The sequence below is a fragment of the Sphingobium sp. SJ10-10 genome (genome assembly GCF_036038995.2).
GTDB lineage: Bacteria > Pseudomonadota > Alphaproteobacteria > Sphingomonadales > Sphingomonadaceae > Sphingobium.
This window is the reverse complement of sequence record NZ_CP158132.1, coordinates 327251-342875: the sequence shown is the minus strand read 5'-3', so window position 1 is coordinate 342875 and position 15625 is coordinate 327251. Positions and strand designations below refer to the sequence as shown.

13 protein-coding genes are annotated in these 15625 nt (G+C 61.9%); 8 read left to right on the top strand and 5 right to left on the bottom strand.

Features of this window, described 5'->3' with window-relative positions; all coding sequences use genetic code 11:
* Genes VVT58_RS01625 through VVT58_RS01610 form a run of 4 tightly spaced genes read right to left on the bottom strand, consistent with a single transcriptional unit; the run spans position 1 to position 3613 of the window.
* Positions 1–1203: an acyl-CoA dehydrogenase family protein gene (locus tag VVT58_RS01625; RefSeq protein ID WP_327751607.1), complete on the bottom strand. Its 1203-nt coding sequence runs from the start codon at positions 1201–1203 to the stop codon at positions 1–3.
* Between the two features lie 42 nt (positions 1204–1245).
* Positions 1246–1791 (bottom strand): flavin reductase, encoded by a 546-nt coding sequence (locus VVT58_RS01620; protein ID WP_327751606.1) that lies wholly within the window; start codon positions 1789–1791, stop codon positions 1246–1248.
* A 5-nt stretch (positions 1792–1796) separates the two neighbouring features.
* Positions 1797–2684, bottom strand: coding sequence for an alpha/beta hydrolase (locus VVT58_RS01615; RefSeq protein ID WP_327751605.1), 888 nt, complete (start codon positions 2682–2684; stop codon positions 1797–1799).
* Positions 2685–2713: 29 nt separating this feature from the next.
* Complete coding sequence (locus tag VVT58_RS01610) at positions 2714–3613, bottom strand: VOC family protein (RefSeq protein ID WP_327751604.1); 900 nt, start codon at positions 3611–3613, stop codon at positions 2714–2716.
* Between the two features lie 123 nt (positions 3614–3736).
* On the opposite strand from VVT58_RS01610, the gene VVT58_RS01605 reads away from it, so the two are divergent.
* The gene (locus tag VVT58_RS01605) at positions 3737–4639 is read left to right on the top strand and encodes a LysR family transcriptional regulator (protein WP_327751603.1); all 903 of its coding nucleotides are present in this window, start codon (positions 3737–3739) and stop codon (positions 4637–4639) included.
* A gap of 271 nt (positions 4640–4910) precedes the next feature.
* Here VVT58_RS01605 and tcuA read toward each other — a convergent pair whose 3' ends face one another.
* Positions 4911–6362, bottom strand: coding sequence for an FAD-dependent tricarballylate dehydrogenase TcuA (tcuA, locus tag VVT58_RS01600; RefSeq protein WP_327751846.1), 1452 nt, complete (start codon positions 6360–6362; stop codon positions 4911–4913).
* A gap of 140 nt (positions 6363–6502) precedes the next feature.
* Between tcuA and VVT58_RS01595 the strand changes: the two genes are divergently transcribed.
* The 7 genes from VVT58_RS01595 to VVT58_RS01565 all read left to right on the top strand — a co-directional run bounded on the left by VVT58_RS01595 (position 6503) and on the right by VVT58_RS01565 (position 15606).
* The gene (locus tag VVT58_RS01595) at positions 6503–8812 is read left to right on the top strand and encodes a TonB-dependent receptor (protein WP_327751847.1); all 2310 of its coding nucleotides are present in this window, start codon (positions 6503–6505) and stop codon (positions 8810–8812) included.
* Between the two features lie 33 nt (positions 8813–8845).
* Positions 8846–9439, top strand: coding sequence for an isochorismatase family cysteine hydrolase (locus VVT58_RS01590; RefSeq protein ID WP_327751848.1), 594 nt, complete (start codon positions 8846–8848; stop codon positions 9437–9439).
* Between the two features lie 4 nt (positions 9440–9443).
* Positions 9444–10292 (top strand): isocitrate lyase/phosphoenolpyruvate mutase family protein, encoded by an 849-nt coding sequence (locus tag VVT58_RS01585; RefSeq protein WP_327751849.1) that lies wholly within the window; start codon positions 9444–9446, stop codon positions 10290–10292.
* Positions 10293–10296: 4 nt separating this feature from the next.
* Positions 10297–11712, top strand: a complete 1416-nt coding sequence (locus VVT58_RS01580) for an FAD-dependent oxidoreductase (RefSeq protein WP_327751850.1) — start codon at positions 10297–10299, stop codon at positions 11710–11712.
* Positions 11709–12461: an SDR family NAD(P)-dependent oxidoreductase gene (locus VVT58_RS01575; protein WP_327751852.1), complete on the top strand. Its 753-nt coding sequence runs from the start codon at positions 11709–11711 to the stop codon at positions 12459–12461. The genes VVT58_RS01580 and VVT58_RS01575 overlap by 4 nt, the downstream gene beginning before the upstream one ends.
* A 789-nt stretch (positions 12462–13250) precedes the next feature.
* On the top strand, positions 13251–14522 hold the full coding sequence (locus VVT58_RS01570; RefSeq protein WP_405053729.1) for a family 16 glycosylhydrolase: 1272 nt from the start codon (positions 13251–13253) through the stop codon (positions 14520–14522).
* 298 nt (positions 14523–14820) lie between these two features.
* Complete coding sequence (locus tag VVT58_RS01565) at positions 14821–15606, top strand: transglutaminase family protein (RefSeq protein WP_327751854.1); 786 nt, start codon at positions 14821–14823, stop codon at positions 15604–15606.
* Positions 15607–15625: the final 19 nt, after the last annotated feature.

Genomic DNA, 15625 nt, shown 5'->3' with positions numbered 1-15625 from the left:
TCAGTCGGCCTTCGGCTTTTCGTAGAGCAGCGGCGGCAGTTCGCCACTCAGCAGATAGCCGCCCAAGGCACCGGCATTGTTATCGGCATCCTGGGTGACATGGTTGGCGGCCACGAGCGTGTCGCGCAGATAGCGCTGGATCGGGTTGGATTTGTACACGCCCCGCGCGCCGGTGCATTTGTAGAGCGTCAGCACCGCTTCCTCGCACTCGCGGCCGATGCGCGCCATGTCGAGCATATAATGGATGCGATCCTCGGTGGAGACCAGTTCGCGCCGTTCGACGATCTGCGTGCAATGCGCCATCATCTGTTCCATGCGGGCCTGCGATGCGCGGACCTTCGCCACGGCATTGGCCAGCCGATCCTTGACATAGGGGCTGAGCCGCGTCGCCGCGCCCGATCCATTGTCGACCCGCACCTGCATCTGGTCGATGAAGACGTCGATCGCCCCCTGCGCGAAGCCGATGATGACCGAAGAGACCGACGAATAGAAGACCATCGCAAAGGGGAAGAGATAGTTGGTCGGCCGATCGTCCATCTTGTAATCGATCATCGAATGGGCGCGGTGATCGGGGATGAAGGCGTCCTTGATCAGCAGGCTCTTGGAGCCGGTGCCGGACAGGCCGAAAGTGTACCAGTCGTCGATGATTTCATAATCCTCGCGCTTGACCAGCAGGGCGTGGCGGTCGATCGGCACGCCCTTTTCATTGCGTTCCAGCGCGCCGATAAAGGCCCAGGCGCCATGGTCGCTGCCGCTGGAGGTGGGCCAGCGGCCCTTGAGGCGCCAGCCGCCCTCCACCTTGGTCAATTCGCCCACCGGCGGATAGGAGGATGCGATGATGGTCTGGTCATCCTCGCCCCACACATCCTGCGCGGCGCGATCGTCCATGACGCCGAATTCCCAATTATGGACGCCCAGGATCATCATCGCCCATGCGCTGGCGCAGCAGCCGCGGCCAAGTTCCCCCAGCACCCGCATGAAGACGATCGGGTTCATTTCCCATCCGCCATATTTTTTCGGCTGGAGGATGCGGAAGAAGCCGGCTTCGCGGAACATGTCGATCACGTCGTCCGGCACGCGGCGCGCCTCCTCGATCGCGTCGGCGCGGGCGCGCAGGCCGGGAACCATGGCGGCGGCGCGGGCGATCAGTTCCTGACTGGTCGGAATCTCACTGGCCTTCTGGCCCAGTACGGCAACGGACATGGCGGGCTCTCCTTGTATCTTGTTATTCACGTATCTTGTTGTTCACTGGATCGGGCGTTCGGGCAGGAATGCCCCGTCGAAATAGATGAGCGGGTCGCCCCCCGGTTCACGCAGCAGCACGCCCAGCACGTCGCAGATGAAGATGTCGTGCGTGCTGGCTTCGATGCTTTCGCCCACTAGGCAGTCGAAGCTGGCGAGCGCGCTGCCGAGCAGGGGCGCGCCGCTGGTGGCGGTGAGCCAATTGCCTTCCGCGAATTTCTCTTCCGGCGGAACGCCCCCGGCAAAGCGCTTGGCCAACGGCAGGGCATCGTCGCCCAGCACATTGACGCCCAATATGCGCGACTGGCTGATGATATTATGCGCCCAGGTGGAGCGGTTGATGCAGACCAGCAACCGCGCCGGTTCCGCCGTGACGGACGCCACCGCCGTCGCTGTCAGCCCGGCCCAGCCTTCGCGCCCCTGACCCGGCGCGACCGAGGTGATGATCGTGCACGCCCCGGCCAGGCGCCGCATGCCCTGCCGAAACAGGTCGGGCTTGGGCGCCATGGGCGGCGACAGCGGGATGGGATGGGCCAGCGCAGCGGCCATGGCTTTCAGACCTCTCCGGTGGTCAGATATTTGACCACCACGGCATCGAATTCCTCGGGGCTTTCATATTGCGGCCAGTGACCGCAATCCTTCCGCATGACGTAAAGCTTGCCTTTCCTGAGGCGCGGCAGCGCGGCCTCGGCGGCGGGGACGTCATGGATCGGGTTGTGCGTGGTCCAGAGCAGCAGGGCTTCCTGCTCGATCTTTTCCAGCTCCATCGCGTCGGGCATTGACTTGCCGCCGCCGGCCTTGGCCTGGTTCAGCCGGGCGAAGACGAGTGGGGCGGACTTCTGGAAATCGGGCCGCGAATAGATGGCGAGACGGGATTCGATCAGTTCGTCGGTCAGAAGATCCCAATTGCCTTCATAGATGAGCCACTGCATCCGCTCCTTGATGCTTTCGAAGCTGGGCGGCTTGCCGTAATTCTTCTCGGTCAGCGTGGCGAGGTTGACCAGATCCTGGCGGCCCTTGTCGGTCATGATCGGAATGCCGCCCGCCGTATTGAGGATCAGGCGAAGGCAGCGTTCGGGATATTTGACCGCGAACAGGCCGGTTACCAGCCCGCCCAGAGATTCGCCGGAAATATGCGCCTTCTCGATGCCGAGCACGTCCATCAACTCCTTGAGTTGATCGGCATAGATGCTGGCGGGATATTCGATGTCGGTCTTCTTTTCCGACAGGCCGTGGCCGACGAAATCGAGGGCGATGACGTGGAAATGCTCGCCCAACGGCACCACATTCTTTGAATAGGCCTCGATATGGCCGCCGATGCCGTGCATCAGGAACAGCGCTTCGGGCTTGCCCTTGCCCGCTTCGGCAATGCGCACGCGGCCGAAGCTGGGCGTGTCGACATAGCGGATTTCGGCGCCGAGGAAATCGATCCAGATAGACATAATCACTCCCTGATTGGATTGGCCACTATTCAGTCGGCCATGTTCATGTTGCGGGCGTGGCCCCAGTCCGACATGCGGTCGTAGATTTGCGGCTCCCAGCTCGCCTCGTCGATCACCAGGCCGCCATGACCCAGTTCCATCCCGAAGCCCGAGGGGGTCCGCATGTAGAAGCTGAACATCTGGTCGTTCGGGTGATGCCCGAGTTCCAGCACGATCGGGATACCGGCCTTCTTGGCGCGGTCGCAGGCCAAGCCGACATCGTTCATGTCCCGATATTCCAGCATCAGATGATTGAGCCGCTTGGAGGATGGGAAAGAGCCGGTCGCGAGCGAGTGGTGACGCCCAGTGGCGCTGTGGAAGAAGGTCGCGTCCGCATAGACGCCGGGCGCAATGAGTTGCCGGATGCGGTCGCTGTAGCGCAGGCCCAATATGTCGCGATACCAGGCGACACCCTCGTCATAGTCACGCGAGACCGGCAGGATATGGCCGATGCCAAGGTCGCCGGTCGTGAAACCTGCACCTCGCAATATGGGCGAAAGATGGCCGCCATCCTGAACGAAACCAGTGCGCCCGCTGAAAAATTCATGGGTGACGCCGTTGGGATCGGTGAGGCTGTAGAGCCGGGCGACGCAGCGCGCCGCCACTCGCCCGGCATCCTCTTCGCGCACATCCGCTCCCTTGGCGCGAAGGGCGGCGACATAGGCGTCCAGTTCCTCCGCCGAGCCGACATCCCAACCCGCATGGGTCAGGTCATCGTCATCCCCCTGGGTGGCGAGCATCCGCCAGGGATGATCGTCCATGCGCAGGCCAAGGCCGCCGTCGGGCGTCGTCACGGTGCCCAAGCCAACGATGTCGGTTGCAAAGCTGCGCCAGGCCCCAAGGTCGCTGACGGCAAAAACGACATAGGCGAGATTTTGCAATTCTGCCATCAATCCACTCCTGCATCTCGCTTGCCGCGAGTTGATGGGACTGGATTAGCGCTGCCTTCCTATTGTCAGAAACGATATATTTGGATAGTCACTATTGAGATAGGCGATGACAAGGCGAGAGCGATGCAACTGAGGGATTTCGACGTCAACCTGTTGGTCACGATGGAGGCGATCTGGACCAACCGCAACGTATCCAACGCTGCAAGGACGCTGAATCTGGCGCAGTCCACGGTCAGCGCCGCGCTTAACCGGCTGCGGCAAGCGCTGGACGATGAACTGTTCACCTGGTCGGGCAGCGAAATGGTGCCGACGCCGCTAGCCGAACAAATCATGCCGGACGTGTCCCAATTGCTGAATGGTGTGCGGGCAGTCATCACCAAGTCACGCGGCCAGGTCGATACTGTCGAACGGCGCCTGGTGATTGCGACGGCGGACTATGTCGCGGCACTGGTCGGCGGGCCTTTGCTGACACGGGCAGCTATAGAAGCCCCACAACTGTCGTTCGACTTTGTAGAAATCCGCCCGCAATTCCTCAACCGCTCGACCCGGCCGGACATAGACCTGTTCGTCTTTCCGGCCAATGCGCTGCGCGTATCGGGCATGGAACGGGAATTGCTCTATCGCGACACCTATGTCTGCATCGGCGCGGAGGATAATGACTCGCTCTACCCCGGAATGTCGGCCGATGAATTTCTGGCGCTGCGCCATGTCGGTTATTCGGCGCTGCCCCGCGTGTCGTTCAACCATGAAACCATGTTGTGGGACGAGTTGGGCAAGGCCGCGAACCTGCGGCTGACCATGGGCAATTATCTGATCTTCGCCCGGATCGTCGCGGGCAGCGACGCGGTCGCCATCCTGCCCAGGCGACTGGCCACGACGCTGAAGGGGGAATGGAAGCTCAAATGGATCGAGCCTCCCCTTCCCACCCCCGAAATCGACATCTCGGCTACCTGGCGGCCCGATCAGTCGAAGGACATTGCGCTGACCTGGCTGCGTCAGGCGCTGGTCGACATCATGGCTGTCTAGGCCGTAAACTCATAAATGTCGCGTTCGAGGCGCCAAAATGGCGAACATATCGGGCCGAAATGCGCGCCGCGAAGGTTGGACACCTTTGCAAGCGCATTTCGGTTCGAGATGGAAGCCATTTTGGCGTCCTGCGGATTTGACCAAAAAGGCCCATCCCGGCGTCGAGAGGGCTTGAAATATCGACATATTCCTGCGCCCTCTCTCCTTGTGCTGGGCCTTTTTGCCTCAAACCTCGAACGCGACATTTATGAGTTTACGGCCTAGTCCGGCATCAGCCCATGGCGGCGTGGGCACCGGCGATCCGGCCGAACACCGCGCCGCTGGTCAGGCCCGCGCCGCCGGGATAGCGATCATAATAAAGGCCGCCGACCAGTTCGCCCGCCGCGTAGAGCCCGGCGATCGCCTCGCCTTCCTCGCTCTGGACGCGGGCCTGCTCGTCGATCGCCAATCCGCCGAAGGTCAGCGTGATGCCGCATGTGACCTCATAAGCGACAAAGGGCGGCTCGCGCAGCGCCCGCGCCCAATTGCTCTTGTTGATCGCAAGACCCCGGGTGCCGCGTCCATCCTTCACCGCAGGGTTGAAGGGCACGTCCTCATCCACCGCTGCATTGAATTCCGCTATTGTCCGCAGCATGGCGTCGCGATCAATGCCTTCCAGCTTGGCCGCCAATCCTTCCAGCGTATCCGATTCGAACCGCGCCGCTCGCGGCACGCGATATTCGTCGGGCAGGATAGGGATCGACTGGGCATCGAACAATTGCCAGCCCGTACCGCCGGGCTGGCGTAGTATCGCCGCACCCATTTTCGAATAGGTATAGTTGCGAAAATCAGACCCTTCGTCAAAAAAACGCTCGCCATTGCGGTTCACGACCATACCGAGCGTGAAATAATTCTTTTGCTGGTTAAGCATGGCGATATTGCCGAAGTCCTCGGCTCCCGCATCGAAGAAGACGCTGTGGCAGCCCGACCAGTTGCCATGCGACCGTGCACCGATGGCGAAGGCGGCCTGTATGACATTGCCGGTGTTGTAGCGCGACCCCCGGACCTTCGCGAGATCCCAGCCCTGCCCCAGAGTGCGCACCCGCCATTCCGCATTGGCATGATAGCCGCCCGCCGCCAGCACGACCGCCTCGGCATGCAGCGCCTCGCCGTTGACGATGACGCCCTCCACCCCATGGCGATTGCCGATCAGATGTTCGACCTTGTGGTCGTAGCGGATCGTGACGCCCAGCGCCTCTGCACGGCGGAACAGCGCGTCCACCAGGCCGACTCCGCCGCCCGCCGTCTCCACGGTCAGGCCGCCCCAGAAGATGTTCCGCCCGTCGACCTTGAAGGATTGGCGGCCATAAGCGGGCAGGAAACGCACACCCTGATCGCGCATCCATGACAGGGTAGGCAAGCTTTGCTGCACCAAAATGTCGATCAGCAGCGGATCGGCGCGATAGCCGCTGAGTTCGCACAGATCGAGGTAGAATTTCTCCGCGTCATAACGACCGAAGTCGCTGCTGTCCCGCTCCTGCTCGGTCAAGTCGGGAACGAGATGGGCGATATCCTCCACCCCTTCATAGACTGTGCGGAAGGCTCCGCCCGTAAAGGCGGAGTTGCCGCCCCGCGCCGCGTCGGGCGCCCGCTCCAGTACCGTGACCTGCGCGCCCGCCTCCGCCGCGGCTATCGCTGCACACAGCGCCGCATTGCCCGCACCTACCACAAGGACTTTCCGCATTCATCTCTCCTATCGCCATAGACGATAATCGCTATCGATAATTATCGCTTCACTCGATGATGGCTATGTTCTAGCCCTGTGGTCAAGAGGAAAGCCAAGGCGTCGCCAAAACAAGCCGCCGGCCAATGGGAGAGAAGAAGATGACGTTCGCGCGCCTTGCAACAGCAGTGTCCAGCACCGCGCTTGCCATGTCCTTTCTGTCCGCCGGACCCTCTCTGGCGCAGGAGGCATCACAGCCGGAAAATGGCGCCGACATCATCGTCACCGCGACCAAGCGGGCGGAATCGATCAACGATGTTCCCATGTCGATCAGCGCCGCTTCCGGAGACGAGCTGGTCAAGGCCGGCATCCAAAGCGCCAATGACTTGGGCAAGATCGTGCCGGGCTTCACCTTCACCCAGTCGGCCTACAGCACGCCGGTCTATTCGCTGCGCGGCGTGGGCTTCTACAATTACGACATCGGCTCCACGCCGACCGTGACGGTCTATCAGGACGAGGCGCCCCTGCCCTTTTCCGCGATGACGCGCAGCGCCAGTTTCGATCTGGAGCGGGTGGAAGTATTGAAGGGGCCGCAAGGCCTGCTGTTCGGGTCCAATTCGACCGGCGGCGCGGTGAACTATATCGCCGCGCGCCCGACCAACCACCTGACCGCCGGGGCCGACGCCAGCTATGGCCGCTTCGATAGCTGGGATCTGGGCGGCTTCGTGTCCGGCCCCGTCAGCGACACCGTCGCGGTGCGGATCGCCGCCCGGCATGAAGGATCGGGCGCATGGCAGCGCAGCGCGACCCGGCCCGGCGACAATAATGGCAAGCGGGATTTCACCCAGCTTCGCGGCCTCATCGACTATAATGGGGAGCGCTTGAAGGCGAAGATCGGCTTCAACGCCTTCTGGGACAAGTCCGACGTGCAGGCGGCGCAGCTTATCCAGGTCAATCCGCTGATACCGCCCTTCGTCGATCCGCGCCTGGCGCACCAGCCGATCGTCACATCCGACGCCCGTGTGGGCGACTGGACGGCGGGCCTCAATCCCCGCCGCGACGACCGCCAGTGGCAGGTGACGGGCCGGTTCGACTATGAGCTGAGCGACAGCGTGACGCTGACCTCGCTCACCTCCTATTCCGACTATAAGCAGCATGACGTGGTCGACCCCGACGGCACCACGTTGGTGCTGGTCGACACGATCGACAGCGGGCGGATCAAGGCCTTCTTTCAGGAAGTGCGGCTTTCGGGCGAGTTCGGTTCCGGCAGCCGCTGGATCGTGGGCGCCAACCATGAAAACAACAAGGTGGATGAAGTCCAGCGACTGACTTCGACCGAAGCGTCCGGCTTCGCGCCCTTCGCCGTCTTCTTCGGCCTGCCGGTGCCCGATCAGATCCCGATCTCTTCGGAGCAGCGGTTCAAGACCTATGGCGTCTTCGGCAATGTCGACCTGGCGGTGAGCGATACCATCACGCTGCATGGCGGGCTTCGTTACACCGACACGTCCGACAAGTTCACGGGCTGCACCGGCAACAGCGCCAATGGCAGCCTGGCGGTCGGCCTGGGTATCATCACCCAGGGCGATCCGTCGGCGCTCGGCCCCAACCCGCAATGCACGCAGCTCAATGCCGCTCTGCAACCGACGATCACGCGCACCAAGCTGGCGCAGGACAATCTGTCCTGGCGCGGCGGCATCGACTTCAAGCCCAATAAGGACACGCTGCTCTATGCCAGCGTCAGTCGCGGTTACAAGGTTGGCGCCTTCCCGTTGATCCCGGCATCGTCGGACTCGCAATATACGCCGGTGACACAGGAAAAGCTGACCGCCTATGAAGCCGGTTTCAAGCTGACGCTGCTGGACCGGAAACTCCAACTGAACGGCGCGCTATTCCACTATGACTATCGCGACAAGCAGACTCTGGGCAGCGTTATCCTGACACCCAATATATTCGGCCCGTTGAACCTGCTGGTCAATATTCCCAAGTCGAAGGTGACGGGCGCCGAACTACAGGCAGTGCTGCGTCCGGTGCGGGGGCTGACGCTGAATGCAGGCGTGACTTACGTCCGCAGCCGCATCGGGGACTTCGTGAACTTCGATCCCTATGGCGTGGTCGAGAATTTCAAGGGCGAATCCTTCCCCAACACGCCGCGCTGGCAATGGTCGGTGGCCGCCGATTACGAATTCCCGGTATCGCAGACGCTCAACGCCTTTGTCGGCGGTAATATCAACGGCCGCAGCAAGACCAATGGCGCGCTCGGGCAAAATCCAACGCTGGCGATCGACGGCTATACTCTTATCGACCTACGCGCCGGAATTGCCAGCGCCAACGACCGCTGGCGCTTCAGCATCTGGGGCCGCAATGTCGGTGATAAATATTATTGGACCAATGCCTACAAGATCGCGGACGTATCCGCCCGCTTCGCAGGCATGCCCGCCACTTACGGCGCGACGCTTTCGTTCCGTTACTGATCCCCCTTCCCCCGAATATCGGAGTCAATTTGCATGAAATCCGCGTTGCTGCTGCTCGACCTTCAGAATGAGATGGTCGATCCCAAGGGCAAGGTCGGCGCCCATGGCCTCGCCCAGATCGTCGAGGAACGCGGCGTGCTGGCCAATGCCCGCCGCTGCCTCGACGCGGCCCGCAGCGCCGGCATGGCGGTGGTCCATGTCCGGCTCGGCTTTCGTCCCGACTATGCCGATTGCCTGAGCGTCGCCGCCCGGATCGGCGGGTTGAAATCCAATCGCGCCGCGATCGTCGGGGAGTTCGGCACCGAATTCCATCCCGATGTCGCGCCGACCGATGGCGAGCTAGTGATCACCAAGCAGTGCGTCAATCCCTTCTTCAACACAGGCCTGATGACCTGGCTGATGCAGAAGGGCATCAAGCGGCTCTACATGGGCGGGGTCGCTACCCATCTGGTCGTGGAAAGCACCGCCCGTTTCGCGGACGATGCCGGCTTCGCGCCCGTCGTGATCGAGGATATCTGCGCCGCCCCAAATCCGGCGCTGCACGATCACTTCATCACGATGATCGCCCCCGCCGTCGGCACGGTCAGCAACAGCGACCAGTTCGTCCAGGCAGCGCGGGAGGGCTGATCCCATGGCGCTGCGGGACATCGCGTCGCGCCGGAAAGCCGTGCTGGCGCCTGGAGCGGCCAACGCCCTCTTTGCGCGGATCGTCGAGGATCTGGGCTTCGAATGCGTCTATGTGACCGGCGCCGGCATCGCCAATATGGCATTGGGCGCGCCCGACATCGGCCTGACGACGCTGGACGACATTGCCGGGACGGTGTCGCGCATGGCCGACGCCGTCAGCCTGCCGCTGATCGTCGATGCCGACACGGGCTTCGGCAATGCCGTCAACACGTTTCGCACTATGAAGGTGCTGGAGCGGGCGGGCGCATCCGCTATCCAGTTGGAGGACCAGCTTTTCCCCAAGCGTTGCGGCCATTTCAACGGCAAAGGCGTGATCCCGCTGGGCGAGATGCTGCCTAAAATCCGCGCCGCGGCGGATGCGCGGACCCGCGACACCCTGATCATCGCCCGCACCGATGCGCTGGCGGTAGAGGGCATCGACGCCGCACTGGAGCGCGCGGAAACCTTTGTCGAGGCAGGCGCGGACATCACCTTCATCGAGGCGCCACGCGATGCGGCGCAGATGCGGCGCATCGCAGCTCTGCCCGTGCCGCAGATCGCCAATATCGTCCATGGCGGCAAGACCCCGCCCTTGCCCCAGTCGGAACTGGCCGACATGGGCTTCGGCCTCGTCCTCTACGCCAATGCGGCCTTGCAGGCGGCGGTGCGCGCCAGCGCGACCGTGCTTGGTTCGCTCAAGGCGACCGGCTCGCTCGATGCCGTTCATGACCTGCTCGCCTCTTTCGAGGAACGGCAAGCAGCGGTGGCGAAACATCATTGGGACGCGCTCGAACAGCGGTTCAAACCGGAGTAAAATCATGCACCTGATCGTTGTGGGCAGCGGCATTGCGGGCCTGAGCGCCGCGCTGACCGCAGCCGAAGCCGGAGCGCGGGTTACGCTCATCGAACGCGCTGCGGAGGGCGAGCATGGCGGCAACACCCGCTATACCGAAGCCTATCTGCGCATGAAGTCGATGGACGAGGTGGCGGACGATTTCGTCGATCATTTCATGGCCAATGCGGGGGGCTATACCGACCCAAGCATCGAACAGGAAATGGTGCGCGACCATGCCGACTGGTCGCCCATTGCGCGCAGCCAATCGATGGTCGACCCGGACCTGCTTTCCGCCTTTGCCGACCATGCGGGGACGACCCTGCGCTGGCTAGAACGGGCCGGATTGCGCTTCGATTTCCTGCCCACCGCCTTCGTCACCACCACGACCACGCGACTGCTGCCGGTCGGCGGCGGGCTGGCGATGGTCGAGACGCTAACGGAAGCGTGCAAGGCGAAGGGCGTGGACTTCCGCTTCGAAACGACCGCCCGGTCGCTGCTGGTGCGGGACGGGCACGTCACCGGACTGGCGACCAGCCGGGGCGCAATCGAGGGCGACGCCGTGATCCTTGCCTGCGGAGGGTTCGAGGGCAATCCGGAAATGCTGGCCCGCTATGTCGGTGCACAGGCGATCAACCTGCGTCCAGTGGCGCGGGGCGGCCATTATAACAAAGGCGAAGGCATCCGCATGGCGCTGGACATCGGCGCCGCGCCCAATGGCGATTTCGGCAGCTACCATGCCGAACCGATCGATCCCCGTTCGGGTCTCGCGGAACCGGCGATCTTCACCTTTCCCTATGGCATACTGGTCAACAAGGACGGCCTGCGCTTCACCGACGAAGCGCCCGGCACGGTCGATGCTCATTATGAAAATGTCACCCGGCGCATCTTCCAGCAGCGCGATGGCATTGCCTGGCTGATCGTCGATGCGCAGATCGACGATGTCCCCAACTGGCAGAAGGGCAGCCGCACCGATCAGCCGCCGGTCAGGGCCGACAGCATAGAGGCGTTAGCGGACGCGATCGGCGTGCCCCGCGATGTGTTGGCCGACACCACCGGCCGCTATAATGCAGCCTGCGGGGCAGGCGAATTCAAGCCGCTGGAGCGTGACGGTCTCGCCACCCAAGGCCTTACGCCACCCAAGTCCAACTGGGCGCGCCCGATCGACCGGGCGCCCTATCTCGCCTGGCCGGTGATCTCGGCCAATGTCTTCACCTTCGGCGGATTGAAGGTCGATCGCCACGCCCGTGTGCTGGACCAGGATGGTCGCGCCATTGATGGACTCTATGCGGCAGGCGAGACGATGGGCCTCTATTATCGCACCTATACCGGCTCGACCTCCGTGCTGCGCGGCGCGGTGTTCGGGCGGCAGGCTGCACTTCACGCGAGCGCAGCGGCATGAAAACGCGGTTCGCGCTGGATGAAATGGTCATGCTGGTCACAGGCGCGGGCGGCATGATCGGAAGCGCGATCACGCAGCGCATGGCCGAAGGCGGCGCCCGGCTGGCACTTGCCGACCGGGAAGCGCCATCATCGGCGGGTGACAGCCGCAGCTATGCGCTCGACCTCTCCGACGCGGCGCAGGTGCGCGAACTGGTCGATGCGGTGGTCCACGATTTCGGCCGGATCGACTGCCTCGTCACTGCGGCGGGCATCACCTCGCTGGGTTCATTTGAGGACATCAGCCTCGAAGAATGGGACCGGGTGCATGGCATCAACCTGCGCGGCGTGTTCCTCGCCAATCAGGCGGTGATCGCGCCGATGAAGGCGGCTGGCTTCGGCCGGATCGTCAATATCGGGTCAGTGCTCGCCAAAAATGGCGGCAATCCGCGCCCCTGGATCGACCCGCAAGAACAGACGCGCGCAGGCAACGCCGCCTATGGCGCGGCCAAGGCGGGCGTGCATGCGCTCACCCTCTACCTCGCCAGGGAGCTGGCATCGCACGGCATCACCGTCAACGCCGTCGCGCCCGGCCCGATCGCCAGCCCGATGACGAACAGCTTCCCTACTACGCTGGTACAGCAAATCCCGGCAGGCCGCATGGGCCGGTCCGATGAGGTGGCGGGCATGGTCGCCTGGCTCTGCACGCGAGAGAGCGCCTTCGTCACCGGCGAGATCGTCGACGTGAACGGCGGCCTCTGGATGGATTGATCACAAGCACGGGACAAGATGATGGCCATAGCTCACGGCGCATCGGTGGCACCATCGTGAATATCATTCGGGACATATGCTGTCGTTAGACCGGCGCGCTCTAATTGAATGGCGCGCAAGGCCTGGGAGAAGTTGTAGCCCAAGCGCGAAAAGACGCAGAAGCATGATCGCGGCGAAGGTAGTTCTCCCAGCGCTGGAAGGCTCCCGCGAGGCTCGAATTGTCAACATCGGCGCCGTTGCCACCGAAGTCGTTGAGCCTGAGACGGGCCACTATGAATTTCTCCCGCAAATGCCCATCGGATCGTACGGGCGACCACTGAGGTCGAGAGCCGGGCATGGTGAGGCACGTGCGGGCAAATCCGTGCAGGTCGCTTGCCCAAGCCCAAACAACGCACCTCCAGCATATCGGCGACAAATCGTGCCGTGAAGCCGGTGAGATGAACGTAAAAGTCGTTTCGCCGAATCCAAAAAAAGGTTGATATACAGAATGATAGCTGAGAATCCGCTGGCCCGAAACGGGGCAGCGGCACTATCTGCATAGGATAAGGAGGAATCGGCAAAGCGGTCAGTCTCATCCAAGAGAACAACAGGGGTCGCATCATGAAAAAAACATTTTTCTCACGCTCGCTTTCGGGCGCTCTATTCGCATGCCTTTTTATGGTTTGTTTCAGCGCCTTGGCTTTAACCTCGAACGCGATCTTCTTTGCACGTTCAGATCGTGAAGCGCCAGCGTTGGGGGCGGCAACGGACAGGCATGCTTCAGATGCCAAAATCGACACATTGGAATTCATGCGCTCCGCAATAGAAAACGCATCCGCGCAGCACGTGGCTGCCGCTGATACGACTGCCATTGCATCATTCTCATCATTAGACGCAGGCGATTTTTCCAGCTTCGACTTTGCGAACGGCACCCGATATCCGGAGCGGGCCACTGCGTCGGTTGGGCCCGCGACTTATCAGCCTGGGGCTAATGTGGCTCATGTCCCGATCTCGCTTGACCGGCCGACGCCCAACACCGTTATCGCTAGGGTGATGACTGAGGACGGCACCGGACTGGTGAGAGGCGTTGCGGGGGTCAACTATCAGCCCATATACAAAGCCGTCATCTTCCGCCCAGGCGATCCGCTGACAAAAACCGTCGACGTGCCGATCATCCTCGGGATCCCGCAAGCCGATTTCATCGTCCGTTTCGTCGAAGCGCCCTGGGGAGGTAAGATGGGAACCGATCGCGCCTATGTGCAGTGCGACTTTCAGAAAGAGGCCACACCGGCGCAGACTGTCGGGCGCGAGCCTCGGACCTTTTCGCCGAGCGGCACGCTTCAGTGGAGGATGAGCCGGGATACAATGAAATGGTCGGATGCAGGCCATGACAAAGCCTGGTCGACCAAATTGCCAAACGGCCGCTCGCAGCCGGGGAACCAGGAAACCGGGATTTATCTTGATGGCTGGGTTTACCGTGACGCCGGGATCGAGGCGCCCCTGCGCTACACGGACGACGGGCTTGTCATGCATAGCCAGAAGCTCAAACAGCCGCTGGAGTGGGATGGCGTTCCCTATAATTATGGTTCGGTCGTCCTGAGCGGTCACAATACCAAGCCGGTCCAGATCGGATATGGCCAATATGAATTCACGGCCAAGATGCCGGACCGGCGCGGCTCATGGCCAGCTTTCTGGCTCATCTCCACAGCTGGCTGGCCCCCCGAGATCGACATCTATGAGGGGTTCGGCTTCGAGAGCTGGTGGGATTTCGATCGCTATACCGCCAACACGCTGCATGGCGGCGCCAATATCACCCGCACCTTCCAGCAAGGAATATTCATGAATACCGAGGAGGTATATGGCATCGGCGGTTTTACGAAAGGCTTCCACAGCTTTGCCGTAGATATACAGCCGGACTATATAAGCTGGTTCATAGATGGTAAGGAGACCTACCAAGCCGTCAATCCTTTCGCCGGCTTCCGCTGGTACCCGATCATGGATGTCGCAGTGAAGACGACCGGCGATTATGCGGATGGCTCAGGTGACATGATCGTCAAAGACATCAAGATTTATTCCAACTAGGGCGAGGAATGATTTGGGCGCGGCCTGGATGACAGGGGGGCGGCGCCGCCTGTCCGCACCCCGGGGAGTCTATATGTCCCGGTTAACGACTGCAAAGGGTCGGCTTTTCCCGGCCAGGAGGTAGGTTCCTCCGATGATAATCTGCGCGCGTCGATTTCGTGTTATATCCGCAGAGGCAAGGAACCCTGGAGCCCCTCCATTCGTCCGGCTGTTTGCCGGTGGCTGACCTCCAGCCATTATTGCTGACATAAGCTCCTTGCACCCAGAGGAAGCCTTATCTCGATCAATGGAACTGCCGATGACGCTCTCAATTGCTATTCATCTCGACTATGAACTGGCGCGGCCGATGGACATCCTGCTTCATGTCCATGCGGCCCAGATCCCCGAGCAGCGGGTCGAGGATCAGTCTTTCACTCTTCCACCTTATGAGCATGTCGCAAGCGTCGCGGCGCAGGACGGGATTGGAGAACGCATCTGGATGCGCGCGCAGGACCAACTTATCGTTGATTATACCGCAACCGTCGCGATCAATCGCATCCTGACGCCTTTGGGTCAGCTCGATCGCGTGCCCTTTCATCTATTGCCTGGCGAGACAGTGCAATATCTCATGCCCTCACGCTATTGCCCGTCCGATCGTTTCCATGACTTTGTGGATGCGACCTTTGCAGAGCCCGAGGGCGGCGCGATGGCGGTGGCGATGCGCGAGTGGGTCCATGATCATTTGCGCTATGCTCCAGGCGCCAGCAATGGCGACACGACCGCCGCAGACACCTTCATCATGCGAAAGGGCGTCTGCCGCGACTATGCGCACCTTCTCATCACCTTCGCCCGGGCCGCGGGCATTCCTGCGCGCATCGCCAGCGTCTATGCGCTGGGTGTCGAACCACCGGATTTCCACGCGGTCGCTGAACTGTTTCTTGGCGGAGAATGGCATCTGGTCGATGCGACCGGCATGGCGCGGGAAGCCGATATGGCGAAGATAGGCGTCGGGCGAGATGCAGCGGACGTCGCCTTCCTGACAGCCTTTGGCGAAGCTAAACTGAATACCCAACAGGTCAGTGTCGTACGGTTAGAAGAGGCATGATGATGTTCGTCGACGGACG

Bases quoted from the DNA above. Each gene is read 5' to 3' on its own strand.
- VVT58_RS01605 (WP_327751603.1), top strand. From the start codon at position 3,737: ATGCAACTGAGGGATTTCGACGTCAACCTGTTGGTCACGATGGAGGCG.
- VVT58_RS01565 (WP_327751854.1), top strand. From the start codon at position 14,821: ATGACGCTCTCAATTGCTATTCATCTCGACTATGAACTGGCGCGGCCG.
- VVT58_RS01570 (WP_405053729.1), top strand. From the start codon at position 13,251: ATGCGCTCCGCAATAGAAAACGCATCCGCGCAGCACGTGGCTGCCGCT.
- VVT58_RS01585 (WP_327751849.1), top strand. From the start codon at position 9,444: ATGGCGCTGCGGGACATCGCGTCGCGCCGGAAAGCCGTGCTGGCGCCT.
- VVT58_RS01620 (WP_327751606.1), bottom strand. From the start codon at position 1,791: ATGGCCGCTGCGCTGGCCCATCCCATCCCGCTGTCGCCGCCCATGGCG.
- VVT58_RS01610 (WP_327751604.1), bottom strand. From the start codon at position 3,613: ATGGCAGAATTGCAAAATCTCGCCTATGTCGTTTTTGCCGTCAGCGAC.
- VVT58_RS01615 (WP_327751605.1), bottom strand. From the start codon at position 2,684: ATGTCTATCTGGATCGATTTCCTCGGCGCCGAAATCCGCTATGTCGAC.
- VVT58_RS01580 (WP_327751850.1), top strand. From the start codon at position 10,297: ATGCACCTGATCGTTGTGGGCAGCGGCATTGCGGGCCTGAGCGCCGCG.
- VVT58_RS01590 (WP_327751848.1), top strand. From the start codon at position 8,846: ATGAAATCCGCGTTGCTGCTGCTCGACCTTCAGAATGAGATGGTCGAT.
- VVT58_RS01575 (WP_327751852.1), top strand. From the start codon at position 11,709: ATGAAAACGCGGTTCGCGCTGGATGAAATGGTCATGCTGGTCACAGGC.
- VVT58_RS01625 (WP_327751607.1), bottom strand. From the start codon at position 1,203: ATGTCCGTTGCCGTACTGGGCCAGAAGGCCAGTGAGATTCCGACCAGT.
- tcuA (WP_327751846.1), bottom strand. From the start codon at position 6,362: ATGCGGAAAGTCCTTGTGGTAGGTGCGGGCAATGCGGCGCTGTGTGCA.
- VVT58_RS01595 (WP_327751847.1), top strand. From the start codon at position 6,503: ATGACGTTCGCGCGCCTTGCAACAGCAGTGTCCAGCACCGCGCTTGCC.